Genomic DNA, 23,979 nt, shown 5'->3' on the forward strand with positions numbered 1-23,979 from the left:
CGTACAACCGCAGGATGACCATCCCCGCATCGACCTCGTCGACAGACACCGTTCTGCCGCCCGCCACCCTCGCCGCCGCGCTGCGGGAGCACCTCGCCCCGGCCGACGTGCTGACGGCTCCCGACGACGTCGAGCCCTACCGCTCCGACGCCACCGGGCTGCGCGCTGCCCGGCCGCCGGCCGTGGTCGTCGTCCCGCGCAGCGTCGAGCAGGTGCAGGCGGTGGCGCGGGTAGCGAGCGCGCACGGCGTGCCGCTCGTCGCGCGCGGCGCGGGGACGGGCCTGTCGGGCGGGGCGACGGCGCCGGCCGACGGGATTGTGCTGTCCACTTCAGGTCTGGCCGGTATCCGGATCGACCCGGACGACCAGGTAGCCGTCGTCGGCCCGGGCGCCATCACCGACCACGTCGACGTCGCCGCACGCGAGCACGGCCTGATGTACGCACCGGACCCGGCTTCCTCGCAGACCTCCACCATCGGCGGCAACATCGCGACCAACGCGGGCGGGCTGCGCTGCGTCAAGTACGGCGTGACGCGCGAGGCAGTGCTGGCGCTGGACGTCGTGCTGGCCGACGGCACGCTGCTGCGCACCGGGCACCGCAGCATCAAGGGCGTCACCGGCTACGACCTGGTGAGCCTGATCGTGGGCAGCGAGGGCACCCTCGGCATAGTCGTCGGCGCGACCCTGCGGCTCCTGCCCGCCCCGGCAGTGGTCCGCACGCTGGTCGTCTCGGTGGGGAGCCTGCCCGACGCCGGTCGCGCCGTCGACGTGGTGACCGGCTCGGGCGTGCGGCCCTCCACCGTGGAGCTGTTGAACCGGGCGACGCTGGAGAACATCGACGCGCACAGCGGCACGGACCTCGCGGCGCGGCACGGCGGCGGGCTGGTGCTCGTGCGCACGGACGGACCGGGGGCCGACGCCGAGATCACGCTGCTCGCCGAGGCGGTGTCCGCAGCCGGCCTGCAACCGCAGGTGCTCGCCGATGCCGAGGGGGAGCGGTACTACCAGCTGCGCCGCACGGGACGCGGCCCGCGCCCCACCATGTGGTCGGTGGGCGAGGACGTGGCGGTCCCGCGCTCCGCGCTCGTCCCCGTGCTGGAGGCGATCGACGAGATCGGCCGGCGGTTCGACGTCGAGGTGTCCGCCGTGGCGCACGCCGGCGACGGCAACCTGCACCCCGGCCTGAGCGTGCCGCGCCTGCCGGACGAGACCGCACCGCCCGCCCGCCTCCACCAGGCGGCGGACGCCCTGGTCCGAGCCGCGTTGGCGCACGGCGGCACGATCAGCGGGGAGCACGGCGTCGGCTCGGCGAAGCGCCCCTGGTTGGAGGACGAGCTCGGGCCTCAGCAGATTGCTCTGCAGCGCGCCATCAAGGCGGTGCTCGACCCGGCCGGCATCCTCGCGCCGGGCGGCTTCCTCGCCGTCGACTCGTCTCAGCAGGGCATCTCATGATGTGAGAAGTCCGGCTTGACCCATGGACGTGCGCCGTCTCCTCGCTACCGTCCGCGCCAGTTGCCACACCAGCACCTGTGACCGCACCTCAAGGAGACACCGATGACCACAACGCGAGCCGGCCGCTGGGCCGGGCGTTCGCGCCGTGCGACCCAGGCCGCCGTCGGCGCCCTCGCCACCGTCACGCTGCTGGCCGCCTGCGCGGCCGGTAGCCCTGCGTCGTCGGGCGACGGCACGGGCGAGCCGCAGGACGGCGGCGACATCGTGTTCCTCATCGACTCGCTCGGCGACACCTGGATCCCCAACAACAGCGCGATCTCAAGCTTCCAGGGCCACATCTGGGGCCACGTCGCCGACAAGCTCGTCTACGTCGACGAGCAGGGCGAGGTCAGCCCCTGGATCGCCGAGAGCTGGGAGCAGAACGACGACGCCACGCAGTTCACGCTCCACCTCAAGGACGGCGTGACGTTCTCGGACGGCAGCCCGCTGGACGCCGCGGCAGTGGTCGCGAACCTCGACAACTGGGCCTTTGGCGACCCGGACGCCGGGATCAGCCCCATCGGCCTGTTCCCCAAGACGTACGACCACGCCGAGGCGATCGACGAGACCACCGTCGAGGTGTACTTCGACGCCCCGACCCTCGGTTTTGTGCCGACCCTCGGTTACCACGGGTCGATCCTCATCTCGCCGGAGACGCTCGCCCTGCCGGCCGAGGAACAGGCCGACCTGTCCAACGACATCGGCTCAGGCCCCTTCGTAGTCGAGTCCTGGCAGGAGGGCGACAACGTCGTCCTGACCAAGCGCGCGGACTACGACTGGGGGCCGGAGGCCGTGGGCCACACCGGCCCGGCGTACCTCGACTCGATCACGTACAAGCTCGTCGCCGAGTCCTCGACCCGCACGGGCGCCGTCCGCTCCGGCCAGGCCGACGTCGCCTACAACGCGACGCCGCAGGAGCTCAGCTCGTTCAAGGACGAGGGCTTTGTCGTCGCCGTGCCGCGCTACCTCGGCTTCGTCAACGGCTACCGGCTCAACACGCAGGTCGCGCCGTTCGACGACACCCTGGTCCGGCAGGCGTTCCAGCACGGCATCAACCGCGACGAGATCCTCAGAACCGTCTACACCGAGGACTGGTCCGCCGCCGAGGGGCTCATCCAGAGCAACGTCCCCGAGGCGACCGACCACTCCGACTCCTTCGCCTACGACCCCGAGCTGGCCGCGTCGCTGCTCGACGACGCGGGCTGGGTCGAGGGCGCCGACGGCATCCGCACCAGGGACGGCGAACAGCTCGCGCTCACGCTCTACCCCAACCCGTACCTGGCCACCTCCGAGGCGATCGACGAGCTCGTGGCCCAGCAGCTCGGCGAGCTCGGTTTCGTCGTCGACATCCAGGCCTACGACGTCGTGACGTTCGGCGAGCGCGTCACGGACAACACGTCCCTGTCCAACTACGAGGTCACCCGCAGCTTCATCGACGTCGGCACCGTGGCGAGCATCCTCACCGACGCCAACAACGGCGAGGACTGGTTCGGGCTGGGCGAGAGCGACCCGGTGACCAACGACCTGCGCGACGCCGTGGCCCAGGCCACCGACCTCGATGCACGCGCCGAGGCGGTCGACGAGCTGCAGGAGCACCTGCTCGACCAGGCCTACTTCGCGCCCATCACGCAGATCGTGCAGCGCATCTACGTGCAGAACCCGCAGCTCCACGACGTCACCTACAACGGCGTCGCCTACGCCAGCTACTACACGGCCTGGCTCGAGGGCTGAGGGGGCTGAGCGCAGTGGGGTCGAACGCGGTGGGGTTGAACACGGTGCGGCGCAGCACGAGCTATCTCAGGTACGCCGGCCGGCGCCTGGCCCAGGCCGCGGCCGTGGTGCTGCTGGCGTACGTGTTCACGTTCGTGGTCATCAGCGTCCTGCCCGGCGACCCGGTGACCAACACGCTCCGCAACCCGGAGAACGGGTTCACGGAGGAGGAGATCGCCCGGATCGTCGCCTACTACGGCCTCGACCAGCCCGTGGTGGTCCAGCTCTGGCAGTCGCTGACCCACTTCCTCGTCGGCGACCTCGGCGTCTCGCTGCGCTCGAACCTGCCCGTGGCGCGCCTGGTCGCCGAGGTGGTGCCCTCGACGCTGGCGCTCGCGGCGTCCGCGCTGGCGGTCGCGCTGATCCTGGCCTTCGGCATCGCCTACGCCACCCAGAACCTGCCGCGCCGGTACGGGCAGGGCCTGCTGCGGGCGCTGCCGTCGCTGTTCCTGTCGGTGCCCGCCTTCGTGGTGGGCCTGCTGCTCATCCAGGTCTTCGCGTTCCAGCTCGGGCTCTTCAGCGTGATCGACCCGGACAGCGCGTGGGCCACGTTCTTCGCCGCCGTCGCCCTGGGTATCCCGGTATCCGCGCAGGTGGCGGAGGTGCTCATCACGGGCCTCGACCACGAGTCGCGGCAGGAGTACGCGGCAGTGGCCCGGTCGCGCGGGCTCGGGCAGGCTCGGCTGTTCGCGAAGCACCTGCTCAAACCGTCGTCCCTGCCGGTGGTGACCGTGGTCGCCCTGACGGTGGGGGAGCTGCTGGGCGGCGCGCTGATCATCGAGACGATCTTCGGCCGCACCGGGGTCGGCAGCCTGGTGCAGCGGTCCGTCTCGACGCAGGACCTGCCGGTGCTGCAGGCGGTCGTCTCGCTGGCGGCCGTCGTCTTTGTCGTCGTCAACCTGCTCGCCGATCTTCTCTACCCGCTGCTCGACCCGCGGGTGCGGCCGGAGCCGGCACCCGAGGGCAGGCCCGCCCTGGAGAGGAGCGCATCATGACTGCCACGACAGTCGTCGGCTCGTGGCGGGCCGGGGCGGTCCGGACCTGGTCCGGCCGCATCCCGCCCACCGTGCTGATCTCGTTCGCCGTGCTGCTGGTCGTGGTGCTCTGGTCGCTCCTGCCGGGGGTCTTCGCGAGCCAGGACCCGGCGGGCGGCGTCCCGGCCGACAAGCTCCTGGGGCCGAGCGCCGCGCACTGGTTCGGCACCGACCACCTGGGCCGGGACGTGTACTCCCGGGTGGTGCACGGCACCGCCTCGTCGGTGGCGAGCGCGCTCGTGGCCGTGACGATCGGCGTTGTGGTCGGGGGCGCGATCGGGCTGGTCGCCGGGTCCGCCGGCGGCTGGGCGGACATCGTGCTGGCCCGGTTCGTCGACGTGCTGCTCGCGATCCCGAGCTTCCTGCTCGCGGTGGTCATCGTCAGCTCGCTCGGCTTCCAGACGGTCAACGCCGCCATCGCGACGGGCGTCTCCGCCGTCGCCGTGTTCGCCCGGGTGATGCGCGCCGAGGTCATCAAGACCCGCGGCGCCGTGTTCGTCGAGGCCTCCGTGCTGCAGGGCGGCTCGCGCACGCACGTCCTGCTGCGGCACGTGCTGCCCAACGCGTCGCGCTCGCTGCTCGCGCTGGCCGTGCTGCAGTTCGGCCTGTCGATCCTCGTGATCGCGGGCCTCGCGTTCCTCGGTTACGGCGACCCGCCACCGGCGTCGGACTGGGGCCTGCTCGTCTCCTCGGGCAAGGACTACCCGACGGCGCCGTGGCTCGTCTACGCGCCCGCCCTGGTCGTCGTGGCGACCGTGCTGTCCGTGAACCGGGTCAGCCGCTGGCTGCGCCGGACCGACTGACCTTTTCCGCCGACTCTCCGGCCGCCGACCCGCCGGCGGCCCGCATGTAGCCCCGCCGTCCGCCCGATCCACCACCGAGGGAGCGCCACCATGACCCTGACCGCCGCCGCGCCCGCGACGGGCGTCGTCGCCCCCGCTTCGCCCGCCCTGCTGCGCGTCGAGGGCCTGTCGGTCGCCTACGGCCGCACCGAGGTCGTGTCCGACGTGTCCTTCGCGCTCGGGCGGGGCGAGAGCCTCGCCCTGATCGGCGAGTCCGGCTCCGGCAAGTCCACGATCGCCCGCTCGGTCCTGCGTCTGCTGCCCGACGGCGGCGCGGCTCGCGGGCGGGTCGAGTTCGAGGGGCGCGACGTCCTCGCGCTGCCCGAGCGGCAGTTCCGGCCGCTGCGCGGCCGGTCTCTCGGGTTTGTGCCCCAGGACCCGGGCAGCTCCCTCAATGCGGTGCGCACCATCGGCGCCCAGGCGCACGAGGCCGCGGCGCTGACCGGCGAGCGCGACGCCGGAGCCCGCCGGTCGCTGATCCTCGACACGTTCGCGCAGGTGGGCCTCGACGACCCGCGGCGCGTGTACGACTCCTACCCGCACCAGCTCTCCGGCGGCATGCTCCAGCGCGTCCTCATCGGGCTCGCGGTGCTGCCGCGGCCCGCGCTGCTGGTCGCCGACGAGCCGACGTCCGCCCTCGACGTCACCATCCAGAAGCGGATCCTCGACCTGCTCTCCGAGCTGCGGGCCGACCTCGGCATCAGCCTCCTGCTCATCACCCACGACCTGGCGATCGCCGCCGAGCGCGCCGACTCGCTGGTCGTCCTGCGGGACGGCGCGATCCAGGAGGCCGGGCCGACGGCGGAGGTGTTCACCGCGCCCCGTTCCACCTACGCGCGCGAGCTCCAGGCCGACGTGCCTGCGCTGAACCCGGACCGCTACCGCGCGCTACGAGACGGACGGGCGCTATCGACCGCTGCCCCGGACACGGACCCGGACGCGACTCCGGACGCGACGGCCGCCGCCCCGGACGCCGCGCCAAAGGTCGAGCTGCGTGGCGTCACCAGGTCGTTCACCGTCGAGGGCCGCCGGCTGACCGCGCTCGACGACGTCTCCTTCGCCGTCGCGCCGGGCACCACGCACGCGCTGGTGGGGCAGTCGGGCTCGGGCAAGACGACGGCGGTGCGCCTCCTGCTCGGTCTCGACCAGGCTGACGACGGCGAGGTCCTGGTGGCCGGCGAGCCGGTCCACGGCCGTTCGGCCTCCGAGCTGCGCACCGTGCGCCGACACCTGCAGCTCGTCTACCAGAACCCGTTCACGTCGCTCGACCCGACCTGGCGCGTCGAGCGGCTGGTGCGCGAGCCGCTCGACCGGTACCGGATCGGCGACCGGGCCGAGCGCGCCGGCCGGGTGCGGGAGGCGGTTGCCGCCGTCGGCCTGGCCGAGCACCTGCTGTCCCGGCGTCCCGCGGCGCTGTCCGGCGGGCAGCGGCAACGCGTGGCGATCGCCCGCGCCCTCGTGCTGCGCCCTGACGTGCTGGTGCTCGACGAGCCGACGTCCGCCCTCGACGTGAGCGTGCAGGCCGACCTCGTGGAGGCGCTGGTCCGCCTGCAGGCCGATCTGGGCCTGACCTACGTCTTCGTCTCGCACGACCTGGCCCTGGTGCGCCAGCTCGCGGACACCGTGTCGGTGCTGCACCGGGGCCAGGTCGTGGAGGCGGGCCCCGTCGAGCAGATCTTCGCCCGGCCGGAGCAGGAGTACACCCGACGCCTGCTGGAGTCGATCCCGCGGCCGGGCGTCCCGGCCGCGGGGGTCGCCGTCGGCTCCTGAAGGTCAGGAACCGACGGCAAGGGTCAGGAGCCGACGACGTCGGCGACGTGCGCGAACCAGCTCGCTCGGCCGCCGCCGTTGTAGCCGACGGAGTTGAAGTACTCCCAGCCGAACACACCGCCGAAGTCGGGGTGGGCGGCCACCAGCGAGCCGACGGTGGAGTCGAAGGTGGACCAGCTCACGTAGCCGCTGCAGTTGGCGGGGTTGGTGACGGTGCCCGCAACCACGCGGCCCGGGGTGAACCCGTTGGCCAGGATCTGGTTGTACACGGTGGTGTTCGCCAGGCTGCCCCAGCCGCAGTAGAACTGGGTGTTGTACCAGTCGATCTGGCTGCCGGCCTGGCGCTCCAGCTCCGCGTAGGAGAAGCCGCCGGAGAAGCTGCTCCGTCCCGCCATGTCGGTGGCGACCGGCGTCAGCGTGATGACGAAGTCCGGGCCGAAGTCGGCGCGCAGCGTGTTCACCAGGTGGATCGTGTCCGCCAGCGAGAACGTCTCCTCGATGTCGAGGTCCACGCCGTCCAACCCGTAGGTGCGCAGGAAGTCCCGCAGCACCGGGTAGAACCGGTTGAAGTCCTCGCGCAGGTAGCGGTAGGTGCCCTGGGCGGCGCCGCCGACGAACGCGCTCACCGTCACCCCCTGGTTCTGCATGGTCTCCAGGTCGTCCCACATGACGCCGAGCTCGCTGTGGCTGGCCGGGATGTCGTTGACCGTCAGGGACGCGTCCGAGTTCAGGTGGATCGCGCCGACGTTGACGTCGGTGACCGAGCCCAGCAGCGGCTTCGGGTCGACGTAGCGGCGTACGCCGTCGGAGCCGGTCTCGTAGATCGTCTGATAGAAGGCGATGACCCGGTGGTCGGCGTTGGCGGTCGCCAGCGGGGCTTGCTCGGACGCTGAGGCGGCAGGGCCGGCCGCCGCCGCCAGTGCCAGCAGGCCGGCCGTGAGCGCGGCGCCGAGTCGGGTGAGCGAGCGGGACATCGGTGACTCCCTTGTTCTCGATGCGGTGTCGTGGCGCCGTCCGCGCTAAAGCGCTTTAGAGCACACCGGGGACGGTACCGGGTGCCCTCGTCGTCGGGCAAGAACCGCCCCCGAACATGCGGAAATCCCTCATGCCCCTGCCTGGGACGGCGAAGGCCGGGTCCCCGCTAGGGGGACCCGGCCTTCGGTGGATCAGGTGGATCAGGCCGCTACGGCCGCGCGGAGCTTGGCGCCCAGCTCCTCGTCGACGGCTCCCCAGTACTGGAAGAAGCGCTCACGGATGTCGTCGACGGTGATCGCCTGGCCCTGACCGGTCAGGGTCTCCAGCAGGCGGGCCTTGGTGTCGTCGTCGTAGACCTCGCGGTAGAGCGTGCCCGGCTGGCCGAAGTCGCTGTCCTCGCTGTGCAGCGTGGCCGCGGCACGGACCAGCTCACCGTCCGACGCCCAGGAGCCGTCCTGGCCGCGGGCCGGGTCGGCGACGGGGCCCCCGAACGAGTTCGGCGCGTAGTTCGGCGTGCCCACCTCGTTGAAGTGGTGCCGCTGCGAGCCGTCCTGCGAGTAGTTGTGCACCGGCGCGGCGTGCGGCTGGTTCACGGGGACCGACTGGTAGTTGGTGCCCACGCGGTAGCGCTGCGCGTCCGGGTAGGAGAACACGCGGGCCATCAGCATCTTGTCGGGCGAGATGTCGGTGCCCGGCACCTGGTTGGCCGGCGACAGCGCGAGCTGCTCGATCTCCGCGAAGTGGTTCTTCGGGTTCCGGTTCAGCGTGAAGTGGCCGAAGTGGATCAGCGGGTAGTCCGCGTGCGGCCAGACCTTGGTCAGGTCGAACGGGTTGAAGCGGTACGTCTTCGCGTCGTCGTACGGCATGACCTGGACCTTGATGTCCCAGGTGGGGTGGTCGCCGCGCTCGATCGCGTCGTACAGGTCGCGGCGGTAGTGGTCCGCGTCCGCACCGGCGATCGCCGCCGCCTCGTCGTTGTTCAGGAACTTCATGCCCTGGCGGGAGATGAAGTGGTACTTGACCCAGAACTTCTCGCCCGCGGCGTTGGTCCACAGGTAGGTGTGCGAGCCGTAGCCGTTCAGCTCACGCCACGAGGCCGGCAGACCGCGGTCACCCATCAGGTAGGTGACCTGGTGGGCCGACTCGGGCGACAGGGTCCAGAAGTCCCACTGCATGTCGGCGTCGCGCAGACCCGACCAGGGCAGGCGCTTCTGCGAGTGGATGAAGTCCGGGAACTTGATCGCGTCGCGGATGAAGAACACCGGAGTGTTGTTGCCGACGATGTCGAGGTTGCCCTCGGTCGTGTAGAAGCGCAGAGCGAAGCCGCGCACGTCGCGCCACGTGTCGGGGGAGCCCATCTCGCCCGCGACGGACGAGAAGCGCAGGGCCACCTCGCCCGTGGCGCCGGGCTGGAAGGCCGCGGCCCGCGTGTACTGCGACACGTCACCGGTGATCTGCCACTCGCCGAACGCGCCGCCGCCCTTCGCGTGCACGATCCGCTCCGGGATGCGCTCGCGGTTGAACTGCGCAAGCTTCTCGACCAGGTACCGGTCGTGCAGGACGGTGGCGCCGTCGGCGCCCACGGTCAGCGAGTGCGCATCGCTGACGACCGGCGTGCCGGTCTGCGTGGTGGTGTAGGGAGTAGTCATCTCAGACGTACCTTCCTTTGCTGCTTGCGGGGGTCTGTTGCGGGGTCCAGCGTGGGTCGAAAAGTCTGTGGTCGGTGCGGTGCGGCTCAGAGCGGCGCGGCGGAGCCTGACGCGCGACAGGCGGGGCACAGGCCCCAGTACGTGACCTCGGCGGTCTCGATCACGAAGCCCGCGTCGTCGCTCGGGGTGAGGCACGGGGCGTGGCCCACCGTGCAGTCCACGTCGCCGATGACGCCGCAGGCGCGGCACACGACGTGATGGTGGTTGTCGCCGGTGCGCCGCTCGTAGCGCGCGGGGTGGCCGGCAGGCTCGATGCGTCGCAGGAGCCCGGCGTCGGCCAACGCGTGCAGGACGTCGTAGACCGCCTGGACGGACACCGTGCCGAGCTCTGCGCGCACCGAGCTCAGGACGTCGTCCGCGGTGGCATGCTGGTTCTCGCCCACCGCGTGCAGCGCCGCGACGCGGGCGGCGGTCACGCGCAGGCCGGCGCCGCGGAGGAGGTCCTCCGGCGTCGTGGCAGCGGGGGCGGTCGACGTCATGCAACCGACCCTAGTACCTAAACTGGAATGATTCCAGTTCACGGTTTCTGGGACGGTCCGCGCGAGGTTGCGGGCCGCTGGGGCGGCCGACCTCACACCGGGCCGCCTGGCGTGCGGCGTCGTCATGCTGCTATCGTTGGAACACGACCGACCCGGTGTGAGCCGGGTGCACAAAGTGGATTCCATCCCACCCGAGTCACGACCGAGCGCCGCAAGGTGCCGACAGAGGCCGGGTCCTTGGTCGGGTACGGAGTGTTGGCTTGGTTGTCGACAAGCCTCCTTACCCTTTCCTCGTGATGGCTTTCGCCTGTGTTCAGGGCGGGAGCCATTTCCTGTTCCTGGTGGTCAATCAACGACTTCTTAGGAGCATCACCATCACCGAGCCTCGCATCAACGACCGGATCCGTGTCCCCGAGGTCCGACTCATCGGTCCTGGCGGGGAGCAGGTCGGCGTGGTTGCCACGGCGGTCGCCCTGAAGCTCGCCCAGGACGCTGACCTCGACCTCGTCGAGGTCGCGCCGGACGCGCGCCCGCCTGTCACCAAGCTCATGGACTTCGGCAAGTTCAAGTACGAGTCCGACATGAAGGCGCGCGAAGCACGGCGCAACCAGGCGAACACGGTTCTCAAGGAGATCCGGTTCCGCCTGAAGATCGACCCGCACGACTACGAGACCAAGAAGGGCCACGTGGTCCGCTTCCTCTCGGCCGGCGACAAGGTCAAGGTCATGATCATGTTCCGTGGCCGCGAGCAGTCGCGCCCGGAGATGGGTCGCCGCCTGCTGGAGCGCCTGGCGGAGGACGTCACCGAGCTCGGCTTCGTCGAGTCGATGCCGAAGCAGGACGGCCGCAACATGACCATGGTTCTCGGACCGGTCAAGAAGAAGGCCGACGCGAAGGTCGAGCAGCGCAAGCGTGCTGACGAGGTCAACGCCGGTCGGATGACCAAGTCGGAGGCCAAGGCGCGTGCGCGTGCGGCTGACGAGCCCGAGGACGCAGACCTCCTCGACGACTCGGAACTGTTCGAGGACCAGGTGGACGACGCGGCCGAGACCTCGGTCGAAGAGCCCGCCGAGACCTCGGTTCCGGAGCCCGTCGCGGAGCCGGAGCCGGTCGTCGAGCGGGAGCCTGCCGCTGAGGTAACGCCCGAGCCCGTCGTCGAGCCCGAGCCTGTCGCCGAGGCCGCACCTGAGCCCGTCGTCGAGCCGGAGCCTGCCGCTGAGGTTGCACCCGAGCCCGTCGTCGAGACGCCCGCTCCGGCCCCGAAGGCCGCGAGCAAGCCCGCCAGCAAGCCTGCGGCCAAGGCTGCCTCGAAGCCGGCAGCGAAGCCTGCCGCGAAGGCGGCTCCCAAGCCCGTGCCGGCCCCCAAGCCAGTGCCGAAGCCTGTGGCTCCCAAGCCGCGGGCGCCGCGCAAGGCCGGCTGAGGCAACGGTCCAAGACCACTACGACACCAGGTCGGTCTACCGGCCCAGGTACAACGTCGACCGCTCCAGCAGCAGTCGACCGACATGAGGAGAGACGGCAGTCATGCCGAAGAACAAGACGCATTCCGGCTCCAAGAAGCGGTTCCGGATCACGGGTAGCGGCAAGGTCATGCGCGAGCAGACCAACGCTCGCCACTACCTCGAGCACAAGTCCAGCCGCCGTACGCGTCGTCTGTCTATGGACCAGGTCGTTGCACCGTCCGACGTCAAGAAGGTCAAGAAGCTGCTCGGCAAGTGACCTCTGCGGCGTGCGCCTGACTGGCGCCGCCTGGTTCCCTTCCAGCCCCGAAGTACAAGGAGTCTCACGTGGCACGCGTGAAGCGGGCAGTAAATGCCCAGAAGAAGCGCCGTACAACCCTCGAACGCGCCGCCGGTTACCGCGGCCAGCGTTCGCGTCTCTACCGCAAGGCGAAGGAGCAGGTTACTCACTCCCTCGTCTACGCCTACCGCGACCGGAAGGCCCGCAAGGGTGACTTCCGCAAGCTGTGGATCCAGCGCATCAACGCTGCATCCCGCGCGCAGGGTCTGACCTACAACCGCCTCATCCAGGGCCTCAAGGCCGCTGGTATCGAGGTCGACCGCCGCATGCTCGCTGAGCTCGCGGTCAACGACGTGGCGGCGTTCAACGCCCTCGTCCAGGTCGCCAAGGACGCGCTGCCGGCGGACGTCAACGCCCCGGCCGCTGCCTGAGGTTGAGCAGTTCACCGGACGCCCGGACAGTGCACTCTTCGGAGGCCCAGGCACCGCTTGATGTGACGCTCGCGAACCCGCGAGCCGACCGCGTCAAGCAGGTACGGGCACTGTCCGGGCGTTCGGCGCGCTCGCGGCACGGGCTGTACCTCGTGGAGGGCCCGCAGGGCGTGCGGGAGGCCGTGCGGTACGCGGCGGCATCGATCCGCGACGTGTACCTGACGCCCGCGGCCGCCGCCCGGTATACGGAGATCGTCGACGACGCCCGCCGGGCCGGCGTGTACCTGCACATCGGCGCCCCCGAGGTGCTCGACGCGATGAGCTCGGACGCCCAGGGCTTGCTCGCCGTCGTGCGGACCGCCGCGCCTTCGCTGCGCGACGCGCTGGACGCGCGAGACCCGGAACGGGCAGGCCGGCCGCTGCTCGTCGCCGTGCTCGCCAGCGTTCGCGACCCCGGAAACGCCGGCACCGTGATCCGTGCCGCCGACGCGGCGGGCGCGGACGTCGTGGTCCTCGCGGGCGAGAGCGTGGAGGTACACAACCCCAAGGTGGTGCGCTCCACCGCCGGGTCGCTGTTCCACCTGCCCGTGGTCTCCGGGGTGTCGCTGTCCGCCGCGCTGACGGAGCTGCGCGCGGCGGGCTGCCACGTCCTCGCGGCCGACGGCACGGGCCCGCTCGACCTGGACGACCTCCTTGACGAGGCCGGGAGCGGCACCGCCCCGGATCTCGCCGGGCCGACGGCCTGGGTGTTCGGCAACGAGGCCTGGGGCCTGCCCGAGGAGGACCGTGCCCTGGCCGACGCCGTGGTGCGGGTGCCCATCCGGGGCAAGGCGGAGTCGCTCAACCTGGCGACGGCGGCGACGGTCTGCCTCTACGCGAGCAGCCGCGCCCAGCGCTGAGACCACAAGCGATCGACCCGGGCGCCCCCGCGCAGACCGTCGACGAAATCAGCTCCCGTCCGGATGAGCCGCTCGCCTAGGATCACCGGGTGCGGTTGTTCACGGCGGTCTTCCCGCCTCAGAGTGTCCTTGACCATCTCGGGCTCGCGCTCGATGGCGTACCGGCCTCTCCACGGTGGGTCCCCCGGGAGAGCCTGCACATCACCCTCGCGTTCTACGCGGACCTCCCCGAGGGGACGATCCCCGAGCTGCGCGACGACCTGTCCGACGTCGCACGCAAGCACGGACCCATCGACCTGCGGCTGCGTGGCGCCGGATCGTTCGGCGCTCGGGTGCTGTGGATCGGCGTCGACGGCGGGACAGACGCGCTGAAGGGCCTGGCCACCGACTGTCTGGCGGCCTCGCCCCGCGAGGTGCCCGACGACGTCAAACCGCACCGGGCCCACGTCACCGTGGCACGGGCGCGCGCCGGGCAGGTGAAGCCGCCGCGCGGCCGGGACCGCTGGGGCAAGCGCGCCGGCGGCGAGCCGCGGTCGGCGCTGGAGCCCGCGGCCCAGGCGTTGTCCGTGTACGCCGGGCCGGACTGGACGGCGGACTCGTTCGCGCTCGTGGAGTCCTACCCGGGGGAGGGGCCGCAGGGCGGTTCCCGGTACGAGATCGTGGAGACCTGGGGCCTGCAGGGCTGATCGGCCTGTACCCACCTGAGCGCCGTCCCCACGGCCGGGACCAGGGCGTCCCGGCCGCGGAGACATGGCTGTCCGACGCCTCGGATGCGGAGTGGGACGGGCGCGCCAGGGAAGAGGCCGGGAGGTACCGGCCAACGCGTTCCGCTCACTCGCACACCTTGCTTCGAACATGTGTTGCACATTAGTACTGCCCACCGACACGCATAAAAAGTGTGCCAAGCGCGCCGTGCCCGACCAGGGGAAACGACTTTGCCCGGCTCGCCACTGCATGGAATGATGACGGCATGCAGCCGCTGACCCGCCGATTTACGCAGCCCGCCATGGGCTGTGCGGCGAGCGCTGCGCGCGGGCACTGAGCTGCCCTGTGGACAACGCGTCCTGAGCCCTGGCGGGCACCTAGACTTCATTTGCCGGCACAGGTTCCCAGGCAGGGGACCGGGTCGGCTCCCGAATCCGCCAGGAAGGCAAGCATGTCCACGCCCGATGAGAAGGCACCCATCGATCCGCTCGACGAGGCGGCACTCGACGCCGCGGTCAAGGCCGCCCTCGACGACATCGCCAACGCCGGCGATCTCGACGCGCTGAAGACGGTCCGCACCCAGCACACGGGGGACCGCAGCGCGCTCGCCCTCGCCAACCGGGGGATCGGCGCACTGCCCGGCCCGGACAAGGCGAAGGCCGGCAAGCTCGTGGGCCCGCGCCGTGGCCGCCTCAACCAGGCGATCGCCGCGCGGCAGACCGAGCTCGAGGCGGAGCGCGACGCGCACGTGCTGGCCCAGGAGTCGGTGGACGTCACCCTCCCGGTCCAGCGGACGACGGCGGGTGCACGCCACCCGATCGAGCTGGTCCAGGAGCGCATCGCCGACTTCTTCGTGGGCCTCGGCTGGGAGATCGCCGAGGGGCCTGAGGTCGAGGCCGAGTGGTTCAACTTCGACGCGCTGAACTTCGGCCCGGACCACCCGGCCCGCCAGATGCAGGACACGTTCTACGTCGCGGGGAACGACGGCGGCGAGTCCAACCTCGTGCTGCGCACCCACACCTCCCCGGTGCAGGCTCGCTCGCTGCTGGAGCGCGGTGTGCCGCTGTACATCGCGTGCCCCGGCCGGACGTTCCGCACGGACGCGCTCGACCAGACCCACACGCCGGTGTTCCACCAGGTCGAAGGGCTGGCGGTCGACAAGGGCCTGACCATGGCGCACCTCGTGGGCACGCTGGACGCGTTCGCGCGGGCGATGTTCGGCCCGGAGGCCAGGACGCGCCTGCGCCCGGCGTTCTTCCCGTTCACTGAGCCGTCCGCCGAGATGGACCTGTGGTTCCCGCAGAAGAAGGGCGGCGCCGGCTGGATCGAGTGGGGTGGCTGCGGCATGGTCAACCCGAACGTGCTGCGTGCCGCGGGAGTCGATCCGGACGAGTACACGGGTTTCGCGTTCGGCATGGGCATCGAGCGCACGCTCATGCTGCGCCACTCGATCGCGGACATGCACGACATTGTGGAGGGCGACGTGCGCTTCTCCACCCAGTTCGGGACGGAGATCTGAAGTGCCCCTCATCGTGAAGGACTGGCTCGCGGACCACGTCGAGCTGCCCGCGGACCTGACCGCCGAGCAGCTCGCGGCCGACCTCGTGAAGGTCGGCCTGGAGGAAGAGGCGATCCACGGGGCCGCCGTGACCGGCCCCCTCGTGGTCGGCCGCGTGCTCGAGATGACGCCCGAGCCGCAGAAGAACGGTAAGACGATCAACTGGTGCCGGGTCGACGTCGGGCCCGAGCACAACGACGAGGACGGCGCACGCGGCATCGTCTGCGGCGCGCACAACTTCGGTGTGGGCGACTACGTGGCGGTCTCGCTGCCCGGCACGGTGCTGCCCGGCCCGTTCCCGATCGCCGCCCGCAAGACCTACGGTCACGTCTCGGACGGCATGATCTGCTCGGTTCGCGAGCTCGGGATCGGCGAGGACCACGACGGCATCCTGGTGCTGACGCGGCACGGGTTCGCGGCCGAGGACCTCACGCCCGGCCAGGACGCGATAGCGCTCCTCGGCCTCGGTGACGAGGTCCTGGAGATCAACGTGACCCCGGACCGCGGGTACGCCTTCAGCTACCGCGGCGTGGCGCGCGAGTACGCCCACTCCACGGGGGCCAAGTTCACCGACCACGGCCTGCCCACGGGCAGCGAGCCCGCGGCGACCGCGGACGGCTTCGACGTGCGGGTGCAGGACGACGCGCCGATCAACGGCGTGGTGGGCTGCGACCGGTTCGTCACGCGCGTCGTGCGCGGCATCGACCCGTCCGCGCCCACCCCCGCGTGGATGAAGCACCGGCTCGAGGGATCCGGCATGCGGTCCATCTCCCTGGCCGTCGACATCACGAACTACGTGATGCTCGACCTCGGGCAGCCGCTGCACGCCTATGACCTCGCCAAGGTGTCGGCCCCGATAGTGGTCCGCCGCGCCGCCGCCGGCGAGCGCCTCACCACGCTGGACGACGCCGACCGTGCCCTGGACACCGAGGACCTGCTGATCACGGACTCGCCGGCCGGCGAGTCCAGCCGGGTGCTCGGCCTTGCCGGCGTGATGGGCGGAGCGTCGTCCGAGGTGAGCGACTCCACGACGGACGTGCTCGTCGAGGCGGCGCACTTCGACCAGATCACCGTCGCCCGCACGGCCCGCCGGCACAAGCTCTCGAGCGAGGCCGCCAAGCGGTTCGAGCGCGGCGTCGACCCGCTCCTGGCCCCGGTCGCGGCGCAGCGCGTCGTGGACCTCCTGGTCGAGCTGGGCGGCGGTACGGCCGACCCCGCGGTGAGCGACCTCGACCACACCGCCGAGACGACTCCCCAGCGGCCGATCACGCTCAAGGTCACCGAGCCCACCCGGCTCGCGGGCGTCCCGTACACCCCGGAGCAGGTGCGCAGCACGCTCGAGGAGATCGGCTGCACGGTGGTCGACGGCCCCCTGGCGACCGACGACGCCGCGGCGGTCGAGACCTTCACCGTCACCCCGCCGTCCTGGCGGCCCGACCTCACCGAGCCCGCCGACCTGGTCGAGGAGGTCGTGCGCATCCAGGGCTACGACCAGATCCCGTCGGTGCTCCCGTCCGCCCCCGGCGGTCGCGGGCTCACGACCGAGCAGCGCACCCGCCGCTCGGTCGCCCGCGCGCTCGCGGAGGCGGGCTTCGTCGAGACGCTCAGCTACCCGTTCGTCGGTACCGCCGACTACGACGCCCTCGGCCTGCCCGACGACGACCCGCGCCGCGTCTCGCTCAGGCTCGTCAACCCGATGGCCGACGACAAGCCGCTGCTGCGGACCAACCTGCTCGTCACGCTGCTGGACACCGTGCGGCGCAACGTGTCCCGCGGGCTGACCGACCTCGCCGTGTACGAGATCGGCCTCGTCACGGTCCCGGCCGCGGACGCTCCCGCCGCGCCCGCGCTGCCCGGCGGCGTGCGGCCCACCGAGGAGCAGCTCGCGGCGCTCGCGGCAGCGGTCCCGGACCAGCCGCGCCGGGTCGCCGGTGTGCTGACGGGCAAGCGCGAGCTCGCCGGCTGGTGGGGGACCGGTCGGTCCGCCGGCTGGGCGGACGCCCTCGCGGCCGCACGTCTGGTGGCGGAGCGTGCGGGTGCCGACGTCGTAGTGGTCCCGGACACCGACCGGATGCCGTGGCACCCGGGCCGGTGCGCGCGCCTGGAGCTCGCGGACGGGACGGTCGTCGGCCACGCCGGCGAGCTGCACCCCAAGGTCGTCGAGGCACTAGGGCTCCCCGTTCGTGCGGCGGCGTTCGAGGTGGACCTGACCGTGCTGGTGCGTGCGGCGTCGGGCGAGCCCGTCGCGGGTGCTCCTGTGTCGGCGTTCCCCGCCGCCAAGGAGGACTTCGCGTTTGTGGTCGACGCCGAGGTGCCCGCCGAGGCGGTGCGCTCGGCGATCGTGGCGGGTGCCGGCGAGCTGCTCGAGGACGCGTCGCTGTTCGACGTCTTCACCGGGGAGCAGGTGGGCGCGGGCAAGAAGTCGCTCGCGTACTCGCTCCGACTGCGCGCTGCGGACCGGACGCTGTCCGCGAAGGAGGTCCGCGCGGTGCGCGACGCCGTCGTGGAGTCGGCGGCGGAACGGGTCGGAGCGGTCCTTCGTGGTTGAGGCCGCCCGGACGGCACTCGTCACGGGTGCCTCGCGCGGCATCGGCCGGGAGATAGCGCTGGGTCTCGCGCGGGCAGGGCTGGACGTAGCCCTGCTCGCGCGCGACGCGACGCGGCTCGAGGCCGTGGCCACGGAGGTCCGGGCTGAGGGCGTGACGGCGGTCGTGCTGACCGCGGACGTTACCGACCCGGCGGCGGTGCACGCCGCCGTCGGGCAGGCCGAGGAGACCCTCGGGTCGATCGACCTGCTGGTCAACAACGCGGGTGCCCTCGAGTCGGAGCACCCGCTGTGGGAGGCCGACCCCGACGAGTGGTGGTCGGTCTTCGAGACCAACGTGCGCGCCCCGTTCCTGTTCAGCCGGTACACGGTGCCGGGCATGATCGCGCGCGGCGGCGGCCGGATCGTCGACCTGGCCTCGGGCGCGAGCTCGCACGAGATGCGTGGCGGCAGCTCGGCGTACAACGCGAGCAAGACCGCCCTGGTGCGGATGGGCGCCAACCTGCACGACGACGGCTTTGCGCACGGGATCCGGGTCTTCGAGCTGGCGCCGGGGGTCGTGAAGACCGACATGTCGACGGGCATGACGTTGCACGCGGACCGCACGGAATGGACCCCGGTCGAGCGGGTGACCGACGTCGTGGGCGCGATAGCGGCCGGCGAGCTCGACGCGTGCTCGGGCTGGTTCCTGCGCGTCACGCACGACACCCCGGAATCGCTCCGGGAGCGGGCCGCGCAGGTTGCAGCCGAGGGATCGCGGCGGACAGCCCGGCGGCTGCGTGTGCTGCCCGCGGGAAGCGACGACCCGCTGACCGACGCCCTCACCAAGCGCTGACACCGCGGCCGGGGGCTCGTTTGCCCTGCCCAGCGACCGAAGTCGCCAGAGCCCGGCGCGTCGTGTCGCTGGTAGCGGCGGCGCGCCGAACCTACTCTGGGGGCGATGACGCGCCGAATCGAAGACTACGGAATGGTCGGAGACCTCCAGACTGCGGCGCTCGTCGGACGCGACGGCTCCGTCGACTGGATGTGCCTGCCGCGCTTCGACTCCCCGGCGTGCTTTGCCGCGCTGCTCGGGGACGAGGGGCACGGGTCATGGCGCCTCGGCCCGGCCGCGGGTGGTGAGTGCACCAGCCGCCGCTACCGCGACGGCACCCTGATCCTGGAGACGGAGTGGGACCTGCCGGAGGGCCGGGTCCGGGTGATCGACCTGATGCCGCCGCGCAGCGAGCAGGCCGACCTGGTCCGCATCGTCGAGGGGATCAGCGGGCAGGTCCCGATGACCACCGAGCTACGGATCCGGTTCGACTACGGGAACGTCGTGCCCTGGGTCACCCGGGACGACGGCGCCCTGCTGGCCGTGGCGGGCCCAGACGCCGTCCGTATCGACGCGGCGGTCGACCTGACCCCCGGCGACGTGGCCGACGGCTTCGTCCACCGCGCCCAGTTCACCGTGGGCCCGGGCGACCGGGTGCCGTTCGTCCTCACCTACCACGCGTCCCACCTGGCCGCGAAGAGGCCCGTCGAGGCGGAGGTGGCGCTGCGGGACACCGAGACGTTCTGGCACTCCTGGATCGCCGGGTCCACCTACACCGGCCCATGGGCCGACGCCGTGCACAGGTCCCTGATCACGCTGAAGGCGCTGACCTACGCACCGACCGGGGCCATCATGGCCGCCGCCACGACGTCGCTCCCCGAGGAGATCGGCGGCACCCGCAACTGGGACTACCGGTTCTGCTGGCTGCGCGACGCCGCGTTCACGCTCCAGGCCCTGGTCGGGACCGGCTTCATCGACGAGGCACGCGCGTGGCGGGCGTGGCTCCTGCGCGCCGTGGCCGGCGACCCGGCGGACCTGCAGATCATGTACGGGCTCGACGGGCGCCGGCGCCTGCCGGAGTACACGATCGACTGGCTGCCCGGGTTCGAGGGCTCGGCACCGGTCCGGATCGGGAACGCCGCCGCCGGCCAGCTCCAGATCGACGTGTGGGGTGAGACGCTCGACGCCCTGCACCTGGCGCGTGAGGCCGGCCTGGAGACCGACCCGGAGGCGTGGCACCTGCAGAAGGCGCTGTTGAAGTACCTCGAGGAGCACTGGGACGATCTTGACAACGGGCTCTGGGAGATGCGCGGCCCGCGGCGTGCCTTTGTGCACTCGCGTGTCCTGGCCTGGGCGGGGTTCGACCGTATGGTGCGCGCCGTCGAGGAGCAGGGGCTGCAGGACGAACCCGTCGAACGATGGCGGGCCACGCGCGACCGCATCCACGCCGACGTCCTCAGGAACGGGTTCGACGCCGAGCGGAACACGTTCACGCAGTTCTACGGCTCGGACGGGCTGGATGCCGCCCTGCTGCTGATCGGACAGGTCGGCTTTCTGCCCTGGGACGACCCCCGGGTCGTCGGCACCGTGGAGGCCGTGCAGCGCGAGCTCGGCGAGGACGGGCTCCTACGGCGCTACCTCAACGACGCCGACGATCAGGTCGACGGCCTGTCGGGCGACGAGTCGACGTTCCTGGTGTGCAACTTCTGGCTCGTCGACGCACTGCACGGCATCGGACGCCGCGAGGAGGCCGTCGCCCTGTTCGAACGGCTGCTCTCGCTGCGCAACGACCTCGGCCTGCTCAGCGAGGAGTACGACGTGACCACCGGAGCGCACGTCGGCAATACACCGCAGGCCTTCAGCCACCTGGGCCTGGTCAACAGCGCGCTGCGCCTCGGCCGCGCGGACAGCACCTCCGCCAAGATCGCCGGGCTGCAGGCCCGCGTGGCGCAGGGCTGACCCGCCGCGGTTGTCGAACCCGTTACCGCCGTCAGACCCGGGAGGCCACCGCGAACACCCGGCGGAACGCCAGGGCTGTGCCGTGGGCGCGCTCCGGGTAGGCCGCCCGCAGGGCGGCGCCGAACTCCTCCTCGAACTGGGCGCGCAACGCCGGGTCCTTGGCCTCCAGCGTCTGGAGCGTGGGCTGCGCGCCGGTCGCCGAGATCCAGCGCAGCACCGGGTCTGGCCCCTGCAGCACGTGCGTGTAGGTGGTCTCCCAGGTGTCGACCGTCCAGCCCGGGCGGGCCAGGAGGTCCAGGTACTCGGCGGGGTCGGCGGTGGCTCGTGGTTCGACCGGCCCGACGACGTCGGCGTACGGCGGGCGGGCAGCGACCTCCCGCAGCAGCCTGTGCGACGGCGCGTCATGGTTGCCCGGCACCTGGAACGCGAAGGTCTGCGCGGCCCGGTCCGCGAGCGTCGTCAGGAGCTCGCGGTGCCCGGGCACCCACTGGAGCGCGGCGTTGCTGATCACGAGGTCGGCGGTGTGGTCGTCGGTGCTGAGGTCGGCCAGCACGTAGTCGGTGGCCGGGTCGGCCGCGCGCGCCCGCTCGATCATCGCGGGGGATGCGTCCACCCCCGTCACCCGGGCCTCGGGCCAGCGCGCGCGGAGCACGGCGGTGAGGTGGCCCGGGCCGCAGCCCAGATCAACGACGGTCGCGGGCGACCCGGGCACCCGGGCGACGAGCTCAGTGAACGGCCGCGACCGCTCGTCGGTGTACTGCAGGTATGCGCCGGGGTTCCAGTCGGCCATCACAACTCCTCGTCATCGAGTATCTTGATATCAAGATACCTCACTGCGCGAGAGGACAGCGCTCAGGCCTGCGCGTCCCGCCAGGCGACCCAGTCCTTGGTGAGGGACAGGTCGAGGTCGGGCACGTCGAGGCCGAGCGTGAAGAGTGTGGCGCCCGCGGCCACCAGCGGCTCGGCGAGCTCGGCGGGTGAGCCGTGCCGCACCTCGGTCGAGCGCTCGACCAGGGTCTTGGTGTCGCGGCCGACGGCGGCCCCGTGCTCGTCGAGGATCCCGGACTTGCGGACCAGGACCTGCGCGTCGGAGAACGAGTGCCAGATGTCGGCGTGCTCCGCCACGAGGCGCAGCGTCTTCTTCTCGCCGCCACCGCCGATCAGGATCGGGATGTCGCGGGTCGGCGCCGGGTTGCCCGCCGCGAGCCGGGCGCGGATCCGCGGCAGCGCCTCGCCGAAGGTGGCGATCCGGGAGCCGGCGGTGCCGAATTCGTAGCCGAACTCGGTGTAGTCCCGCTCCTTCCAGCCGGCACCGAGGCCGAGGATCAGGCGTCCGCCCGAGATGTGGTCCACGGTGCGCGCCATGTCGGCCAGCAGGTCCGGGTTGCGGTATCCCGCACCCGTGACCAGTGCGCCGATCTCGACCCGTTCGGTCTGCTCGGCCCAGGCGCCGAGCATGGTCCAGCACTCGAAGTGCTTGCCGTCAGGGTCCCCGTTGAGCGGGAAGAAGTGGTCCCAGTTGAAGACGATATCGACGCCGGCGTCCTCGCAACGCAGCACGGCGTCGCGAATCTGGCCGTACTCGGCGTGCTGCTGGTGGAGCTGGACGGCTATCCGGACTGGTCGATCGGTCATGCTCGCAGCCTAGGACGCACCGGAGCGCGCCGCGTACCTCTGGTCGCGGCGCGCTCGGGCCGGTGCGCCCTTGGTCAAGCCACCTCGATGTAGTCGAGCTCCGCGAACGCCGTCCCCTTGCCCAGCCGGATCGTGTTCCAGCCGGCCCGGAGGGTGACGTCCCTGGTGGCCTGCCGCCAGCTGTCCCAGCCGGTGACGGGATAGCTGATGGTCCCGGCCGCCGTCCCGTTCACCGTGACCGTGTGCGACGCCGGCCCGGCGGACCCGTTGGCGAAGCCGACGTGCAGCGAGTAGCTGCCGCTCGTGGGCACGTAGACGGAGCCGATCTCGACCGAGCTGTCGGCGTGGTCGATGTACGCGACGACCCTGCCGTCCGACGCCCCGTTCGCATTCTCGCGCACCGAGCAGCTGGTCAGCGTGCCGCGCTCGGCCTCGTACCGGACCCGGCTGCCGCGTACCACCGGATACCCGTTGGCCCAGCCGAGGTCGGCGACGTACATGCCGCGATCGCCCGCGGCCCGGTGCCCGTGGAAGACGAGCTTGTCGCCCCCGGCGTCGCGCAGCACGTCGGCGCCACCCGGCCCGTTCACGGCGCCGTCGAGCGACTCGGTGGTCATGAGGAAGCGGAACGCCTTGGTGTACGGGCCGGTGATCGAGCTGGCCACCGCGTAGTTCGTGCCGTACTGGTCGGTCGTGTACGGGCCGGCCGAGTAGAACAGGACGTACTGGCTGCCGACCTTGGTGATGACGGGCGCCTCGATGATGCCCGCCTCGTCGGCCCGGTCGTTGCGCAGCACCTGGGTGGCGCCGCCCTGGAACGTGATGCCGTCGGCGGCCACGCGCTGCACGTGGATCCAGGTGGTGGCGCCGATGGCGTTGCCGTCGTTCTTCCAGACCAGGTACCGGGTGCCGTCGGTGTCCACGAAGCTGGACGCGTCGATGGCGCCGCCTGCCGCCAGCGGGCACACGAGCGGCTCGCTGCCGACCGGGGCGAACGGGCCGCCGGGGGAGTTGGACAGGGCGGCGCCGATGCACTGCCGCCCGGACGCCGTGTGCCAGGCCGTGTAGTAGAGCAGGTAGCGGCCGTCGGAACGTCGGGAGACGTCGGGCGCCCAGGTGCGTCCGGTCCTCGCCCACGCGCCGAGGCTCGGCAGGGCGTCGGTGGCCTGGTACGTCCACGGCCCGTCCGGGTCGGGCGCGGTGGCCCAGGGCAGGTTCTTGCCCTCGTTCGTCGCGTACGCGTAGTAGGTGTTCCCGAACTTGGCGACGTCGGGGTCGGGAAAGTCGCGGTCGAGCACGAGGCTGGGCGCCACGGTCGCCTGGACGGAGACGTCGCCGCCCGCAGGTGCGTTGTCCGACGGCGTGGCGGTGCTCGACGGCGCGGCGGTGCTCCACGGCGCGGCGGCCGCGGGTCCGGTCGTGAGGCCCCCGAGCGCCAGGGCGACCGCTGCCACGCCGAAAACCAGTGGGGAGAAGCGAGGAAGTACCACGTTGAACCTCCGAGCTAGGATGGACGAACGCCTGAATTGTCCCGAGCGCGCCACTCCCTGTAAAGATGCAGATGCTGAGCGTTGCCGCCCGGTCCCGATCGGATCCAACGTTAGACCGGCCGAACGTCCACGGG

Annotated in this window: 20 protein-coding genes; 14 read left to right on the forward strand and 6 right to left on the reverse strand. The window is 71.6% G+C overall.

All coding sequences use genetic code 11. The features are described 5' to 3' along the window. Nucleotides 1-14: 14 nt before the first annotated feature. The 5 genes from AB1046_RS01830 to AB1046_RS01850 all read left to right on the forward strand — a co-directional run bounded on the left by AB1046_RS01830 (nt 15) and on the right by AB1046_RS01850 (nt 6,906). Nucleotides 15-1,451: an FAD-binding oxidoreductase gene (locus tag AB1046_RS01830; protein WP_369372082.1), complete on the forward strand. Its 1,437-nt coding sequence runs from the start codon at nt 15-17 to the stop codon at nt 1,449-1,451. A 102-nt stretch (nt 1,452-1,553) separates the two neighbouring features. Then, the gene (locus AB1046_RS01835; RefSeq protein WP_369372083.1) at nt 1,554-3,221 is read left to right on the forward strand and encodes an ABC transporter substrate-binding protein; all 1,668 of its coding nucleotides are present in this window, start codon (nt 1,554-1,556) and stop codon (nt 3,219-3,221) included. Between the two features lie 44 nt (nt 3,222-3,265). Further along, nucleotides 3,266-4,255 (forward strand): ABC transporter permease, encoded by a 990-nt coding sequence (locus tag AB1046_RS01840; protein WP_369372085.1) that lies wholly within the window; start codon nt 3,266-3,268, stop codon nt 4,253-4,255. Then, nucleotides 4,252-5,097, forward strand: coding sequence for an ABC transporter permease (locus AB1046_RS01845; protein WP_369372086.1), 846 nt, complete (start codon nt 4,252-4,254; stop codon nt 5,095-5,097). The genes AB1046_RS01840 and AB1046_RS01845 overlap by 4 nt, the downstream gene beginning before the upstream one ends. A gap of 90 nt (nt 5,098-5,187) precedes the next feature. Further along, nucleotides 5,188-6,906, forward strand: coding sequence for a dipeptide ABC transporter ATP-binding protein (locus tag AB1046_RS01850; protein WP_369372087.1), 1,719 nt, complete (start codon nt 5,188-5,190; stop codon nt 6,904-6,906). A 23-nt stretch (nt 6,907-6,929) separates the two neighbouring features. On the opposite strand, the gene AB1046_RS01855 is transcribed toward AB1046_RS01850, so the two are convergent. From AB1046_RS01855 to AB1046_RS01865, 3 genes are all read right to left on the reverse strand, one after another. Further along, nucleotides 6,930-7,880 carry a glycosyl hydrolase family 18 protein gene (locus AB1046_RS01855; protein ID WP_369372088.1) on the reverse strand — a complete coding sequence of 317 codons (951 nt, stop codon included), beginning with the start codon at nt 7,878-7,880 and terminating at the stop codon, nt 6,930-6,932. Nucleotides 7,881-8,081: 201 nt separating this feature from the next. After that, on the reverse strand, nt 8,082-9,530 hold the full coding sequence (locus AB1046_RS01860; RefSeq protein WP_369372089.1) for a catalase: 1,449 nt from the start codon (nt 9,528-9,530) through the stop codon (nt 8,082-8,084). Between the two features lie 86 nt (nt 9,531-9,616). Next, nucleotides 9,617-10,069, reverse strand: coding sequence for a Fur family transcriptional regulator (locus tag AB1046_RS01865; protein ID WP_369372090.1), 453 nt, complete (start codon nt 10,067-10,069; stop codon nt 9,617-9,619). Nucleotides 10,070-10,365: 296 nt separating this feature from the next. Between AB1046_RS01865 and infC the strand changes: the two genes are divergently transcribed. From infC to AB1046_RS01910, 9 genes are all read left to right on the forward strand, one after another. Next, nucleotides 10,366-11,490 (forward strand): translation initiation factor IF-3, encoded by a 1,125-nt coding sequence (gene infC / locus AB1046_RS01870; RefSeq protein ID WP_369375548.1) that lies wholly within the window; start codon nt 10,366-10,368, stop codon nt 11,488-11,490. A 103-nt stretch (nt 11,491-11,593) separates the two neighbouring features. Further along, nucleotides 11,594-11,788: a 50S ribosomal protein L35 gene (rpmI, locus tag AB1046_RS01875; RefSeq protein WP_369372091.1), complete on the forward strand. Its 195-nt coding sequence runs from the start codon at nt 11,594-11,596 to the stop codon at nt 11,786-11,788. Between the two features lie 68 nt (nt 11,789-11,856). Continuing rightward, nucleotides 11,857-12,240 carry a 50S ribosomal protein L20 gene (gene rplT / locus AB1046_RS01880; protein WP_274994336.1) on the forward strand — a complete coding sequence of 128 codons (384 nt, stop codon included), beginning with the start codon at nt 11,857-11,859 and terminating at the stop codon, nt 12,238-12,240. Nucleotides 12,241-12,269: 29 nt separating this feature from the next. Further along, nucleotides 12,270-13,139 (forward strand): TrmH family RNA methyltransferase, encoded by an 870-nt coding sequence (locus AB1046_RS01885; RefSeq protein ID WP_369372092.1) that lies wholly within the window; start codon nt 12,270-12,272, stop codon nt 13,137-13,139. Between the two features lie 89 nt (nt 13,140-13,228). Next, nucleotides 13,229-13,825: an RNA 2',3'-cyclic phosphodiesterase gene (gene thpR / locus AB1046_RS01890; protein ID WP_369372093.1), complete on the forward strand. Its 597-nt coding sequence runs from the start codon at nt 13,229-13,231 to the stop codon at nt 13,823-13,825. A gap of 470 nt (nt 13,826-14,295) precedes the next feature. Then, on the forward strand, nt 14,296-15,363 hold the full coding sequence (gene pheS, locus AB1046_RS01895) for a phenylalanine--tRNA ligase subunit alpha (RefSeq protein ID WP_369372094.1): 1,068 nt from the start codon (nt 14,296-14,298) through the stop codon (nt 15,361-15,363). 1 nt (nt 15,364) lies between these two features. Then, the gene (gene pheT, locus AB1046_RS01900) at nt 15,365-17,950 is read left to right on the forward strand and encodes a phenylalanine--tRNA ligase subunit beta (protein WP_369372095.1); all 2,586 of its coding nucleotides are present in this window, start codon (nt 15,365-15,367) and stop codon (nt 17,948-17,950) included. Continuing rightward, entirely contained in the window at nt 17,943-18,782 is an 840-nt protein-coding gene (locus AB1046_RS01905) for an SDR family NAD(P)-dependent oxidoreductase (protein ID WP_369372096.1), read from the forward strand. Before pheT ends, AB1046_RS01905 begins: the two co-directional genes overlap by 8 nt. A gap of 105 nt (nt 18,783-18,887) precedes the next feature. Further along, the gene (locus AB1046_RS01910; RefSeq protein ID WP_369372097.1) at nt 18,888-20,720 is read left to right on the forward strand and encodes a glycoside hydrolase family 15 protein; all 1,833 of its coding nucleotides are present in this window, start codon (nt 18,888-18,890) and stop codon (nt 20,718-20,720) included. A gap of 31 nt (nt 20,721-20,751) precedes the next feature. Here the strand turns inward: AB1046_RS01910 and AB1046_RS01915 are convergent, their stop codons facing one another. The 3 genes from AB1046_RS01915 to AB1046_RS01925 form a co-directional block, all read right to left on the reverse strand. After that, on the reverse strand, nt 20,752-21,510 hold the full coding sequence (locus AB1046_RS01915) for a methyltransferase domain-containing protein (RefSeq protein ID WP_369372098.1): 759 nt from the start codon (nt 21,508-21,510) through the stop codon (nt 20,752-20,754). 62 nt (nt 21,511-21,572) lie between these two features. Continuing rightward, on the reverse strand, nt 21,573-22,355 hold the full coding sequence (locus AB1046_RS01920) for an LLM class F420-dependent oxidoreductase (protein ID WP_369372099.1): 783 nt from the start codon (nt 22,353-22,355) through the stop codon (nt 21,573-21,575). A 74-nt stretch (nt 22,356-22,429) separates the two neighbouring features. After that, nucleotides 22,430-23,809: a family 43 glycosylhydrolase gene (locus AB1046_RS01925; RefSeq protein WP_369372100.1), complete on the reverse strand. Its 1,380-nt coding sequence runs from the start codon at nt 23,807-23,809 to the stop codon at nt 22,430-22,432. Between the last annotated feature and the right edge of the window lie 170 nt (nt 23,810-23,979).

It is taken from the genome of Promicromonospora sp. Populi, assembly GCF_041081105.1.
Taxonomy (GTDB): domain Bacteria; phylum Actinomycetota; class Actinomycetes; order Actinomycetales; family Cellulomonadaceae; genus Promicromonospora.

What these genes read in the sequence shown, in the direction of transcription:
- AB1046_RS01830 (WP_369372082.1), top strand. Translation starts at nt 15, where the DNA reads ATGACCATCCCCGCATCGACCTCGTCGACAGACACCGTTCTGCCGCCC.
- AB1046_RS01835 (WP_369372083.1), top strand. Translation starts at nt 1,554, where the DNA reads ATGACCACAACGCGAGCCGGCCGCTGGGCCGGGCGTTCGCGCCGTGCG.
- AB1046_RS01845 (WP_369372086.1), top strand. Translation starts at nt 4,252, where the DNA reads ATGACTGCCACGACAGTCGTCGGCTCGTGGCGGGCCGGGGCGGTCCGG.
- AB1046_RS01850 (WP_369372087.1), top strand. Translation starts at nt 5,188, where the DNA reads ATGACCCTGACCGCCGCCGCGCCCGCGACGGGCGTCGTCGCCCCCGCT.
- AB1046_RS01855 (WP_369372088.1), bottom strand. Translation starts at nt 7,880, where the DNA reads ATGTCCCGCTCGCTCACCCGACTCGGCGCCGCGCTCACGGCCGGCCTG.
- AB1046_RS01860 (WP_369372089.1), bottom strand. Translation starts at nt 9,530, where the DNA reads ATGACTACTCCCTACACCACCACGCAGACCGGCACGCCGGTCGTCAGC.
- AB1046_RS01865 (WP_369372090.1), bottom strand. Translation starts at nt 10,069, where the DNA reads ATGACGTCGACCGCCCCCGCTGCCACGACGCCGGAGGACCTCCTCCGC.
- infC (WP_369375548.1), top strand. Translation starts at nt 10,366, where the DNA reads ATGGCTTTCGCCTGTGTTCAGGGCGGGAGCCATTTCCTGTTCCTGGTG.
- rpmI (WP_369372091.1), top strand. Translation starts at nt 11,594, where the DNA reads ATGCCGAAGAACAAGACGCATTCCGGCTCCAAGAAGCGGTTCCGGATC.
- pheS (WP_369372094.1), top strand. Translation starts at nt 14,296, where the DNA reads ATGTCCACGCCCGATGAGAAGGCACCCATCGATCCGCTCGACGAGGCG.
- AB1046_RS01910 (WP_369372097.1), top strand. Translation starts at nt 18,888, where the DNA reads ATGACGCGCCGAATCGAAGACTACGGAATGGTCGGAGACCTCCAGACT.
- AB1046_RS01915 (WP_369372098.1), bottom strand. Translation starts at nt 21,510, where the DNA reads ATGGCCGACTGGAACCCCGGCGCATACCTGCAGTACACCGACGAGCGG.
- AB1046_RS01920 (WP_369372099.1), bottom strand. Translation starts at nt 22,355, where the DNA reads ATGACCGATCGACCAGTCCGGATAGCCGTCCAGCTCCACCAGCAGCAC.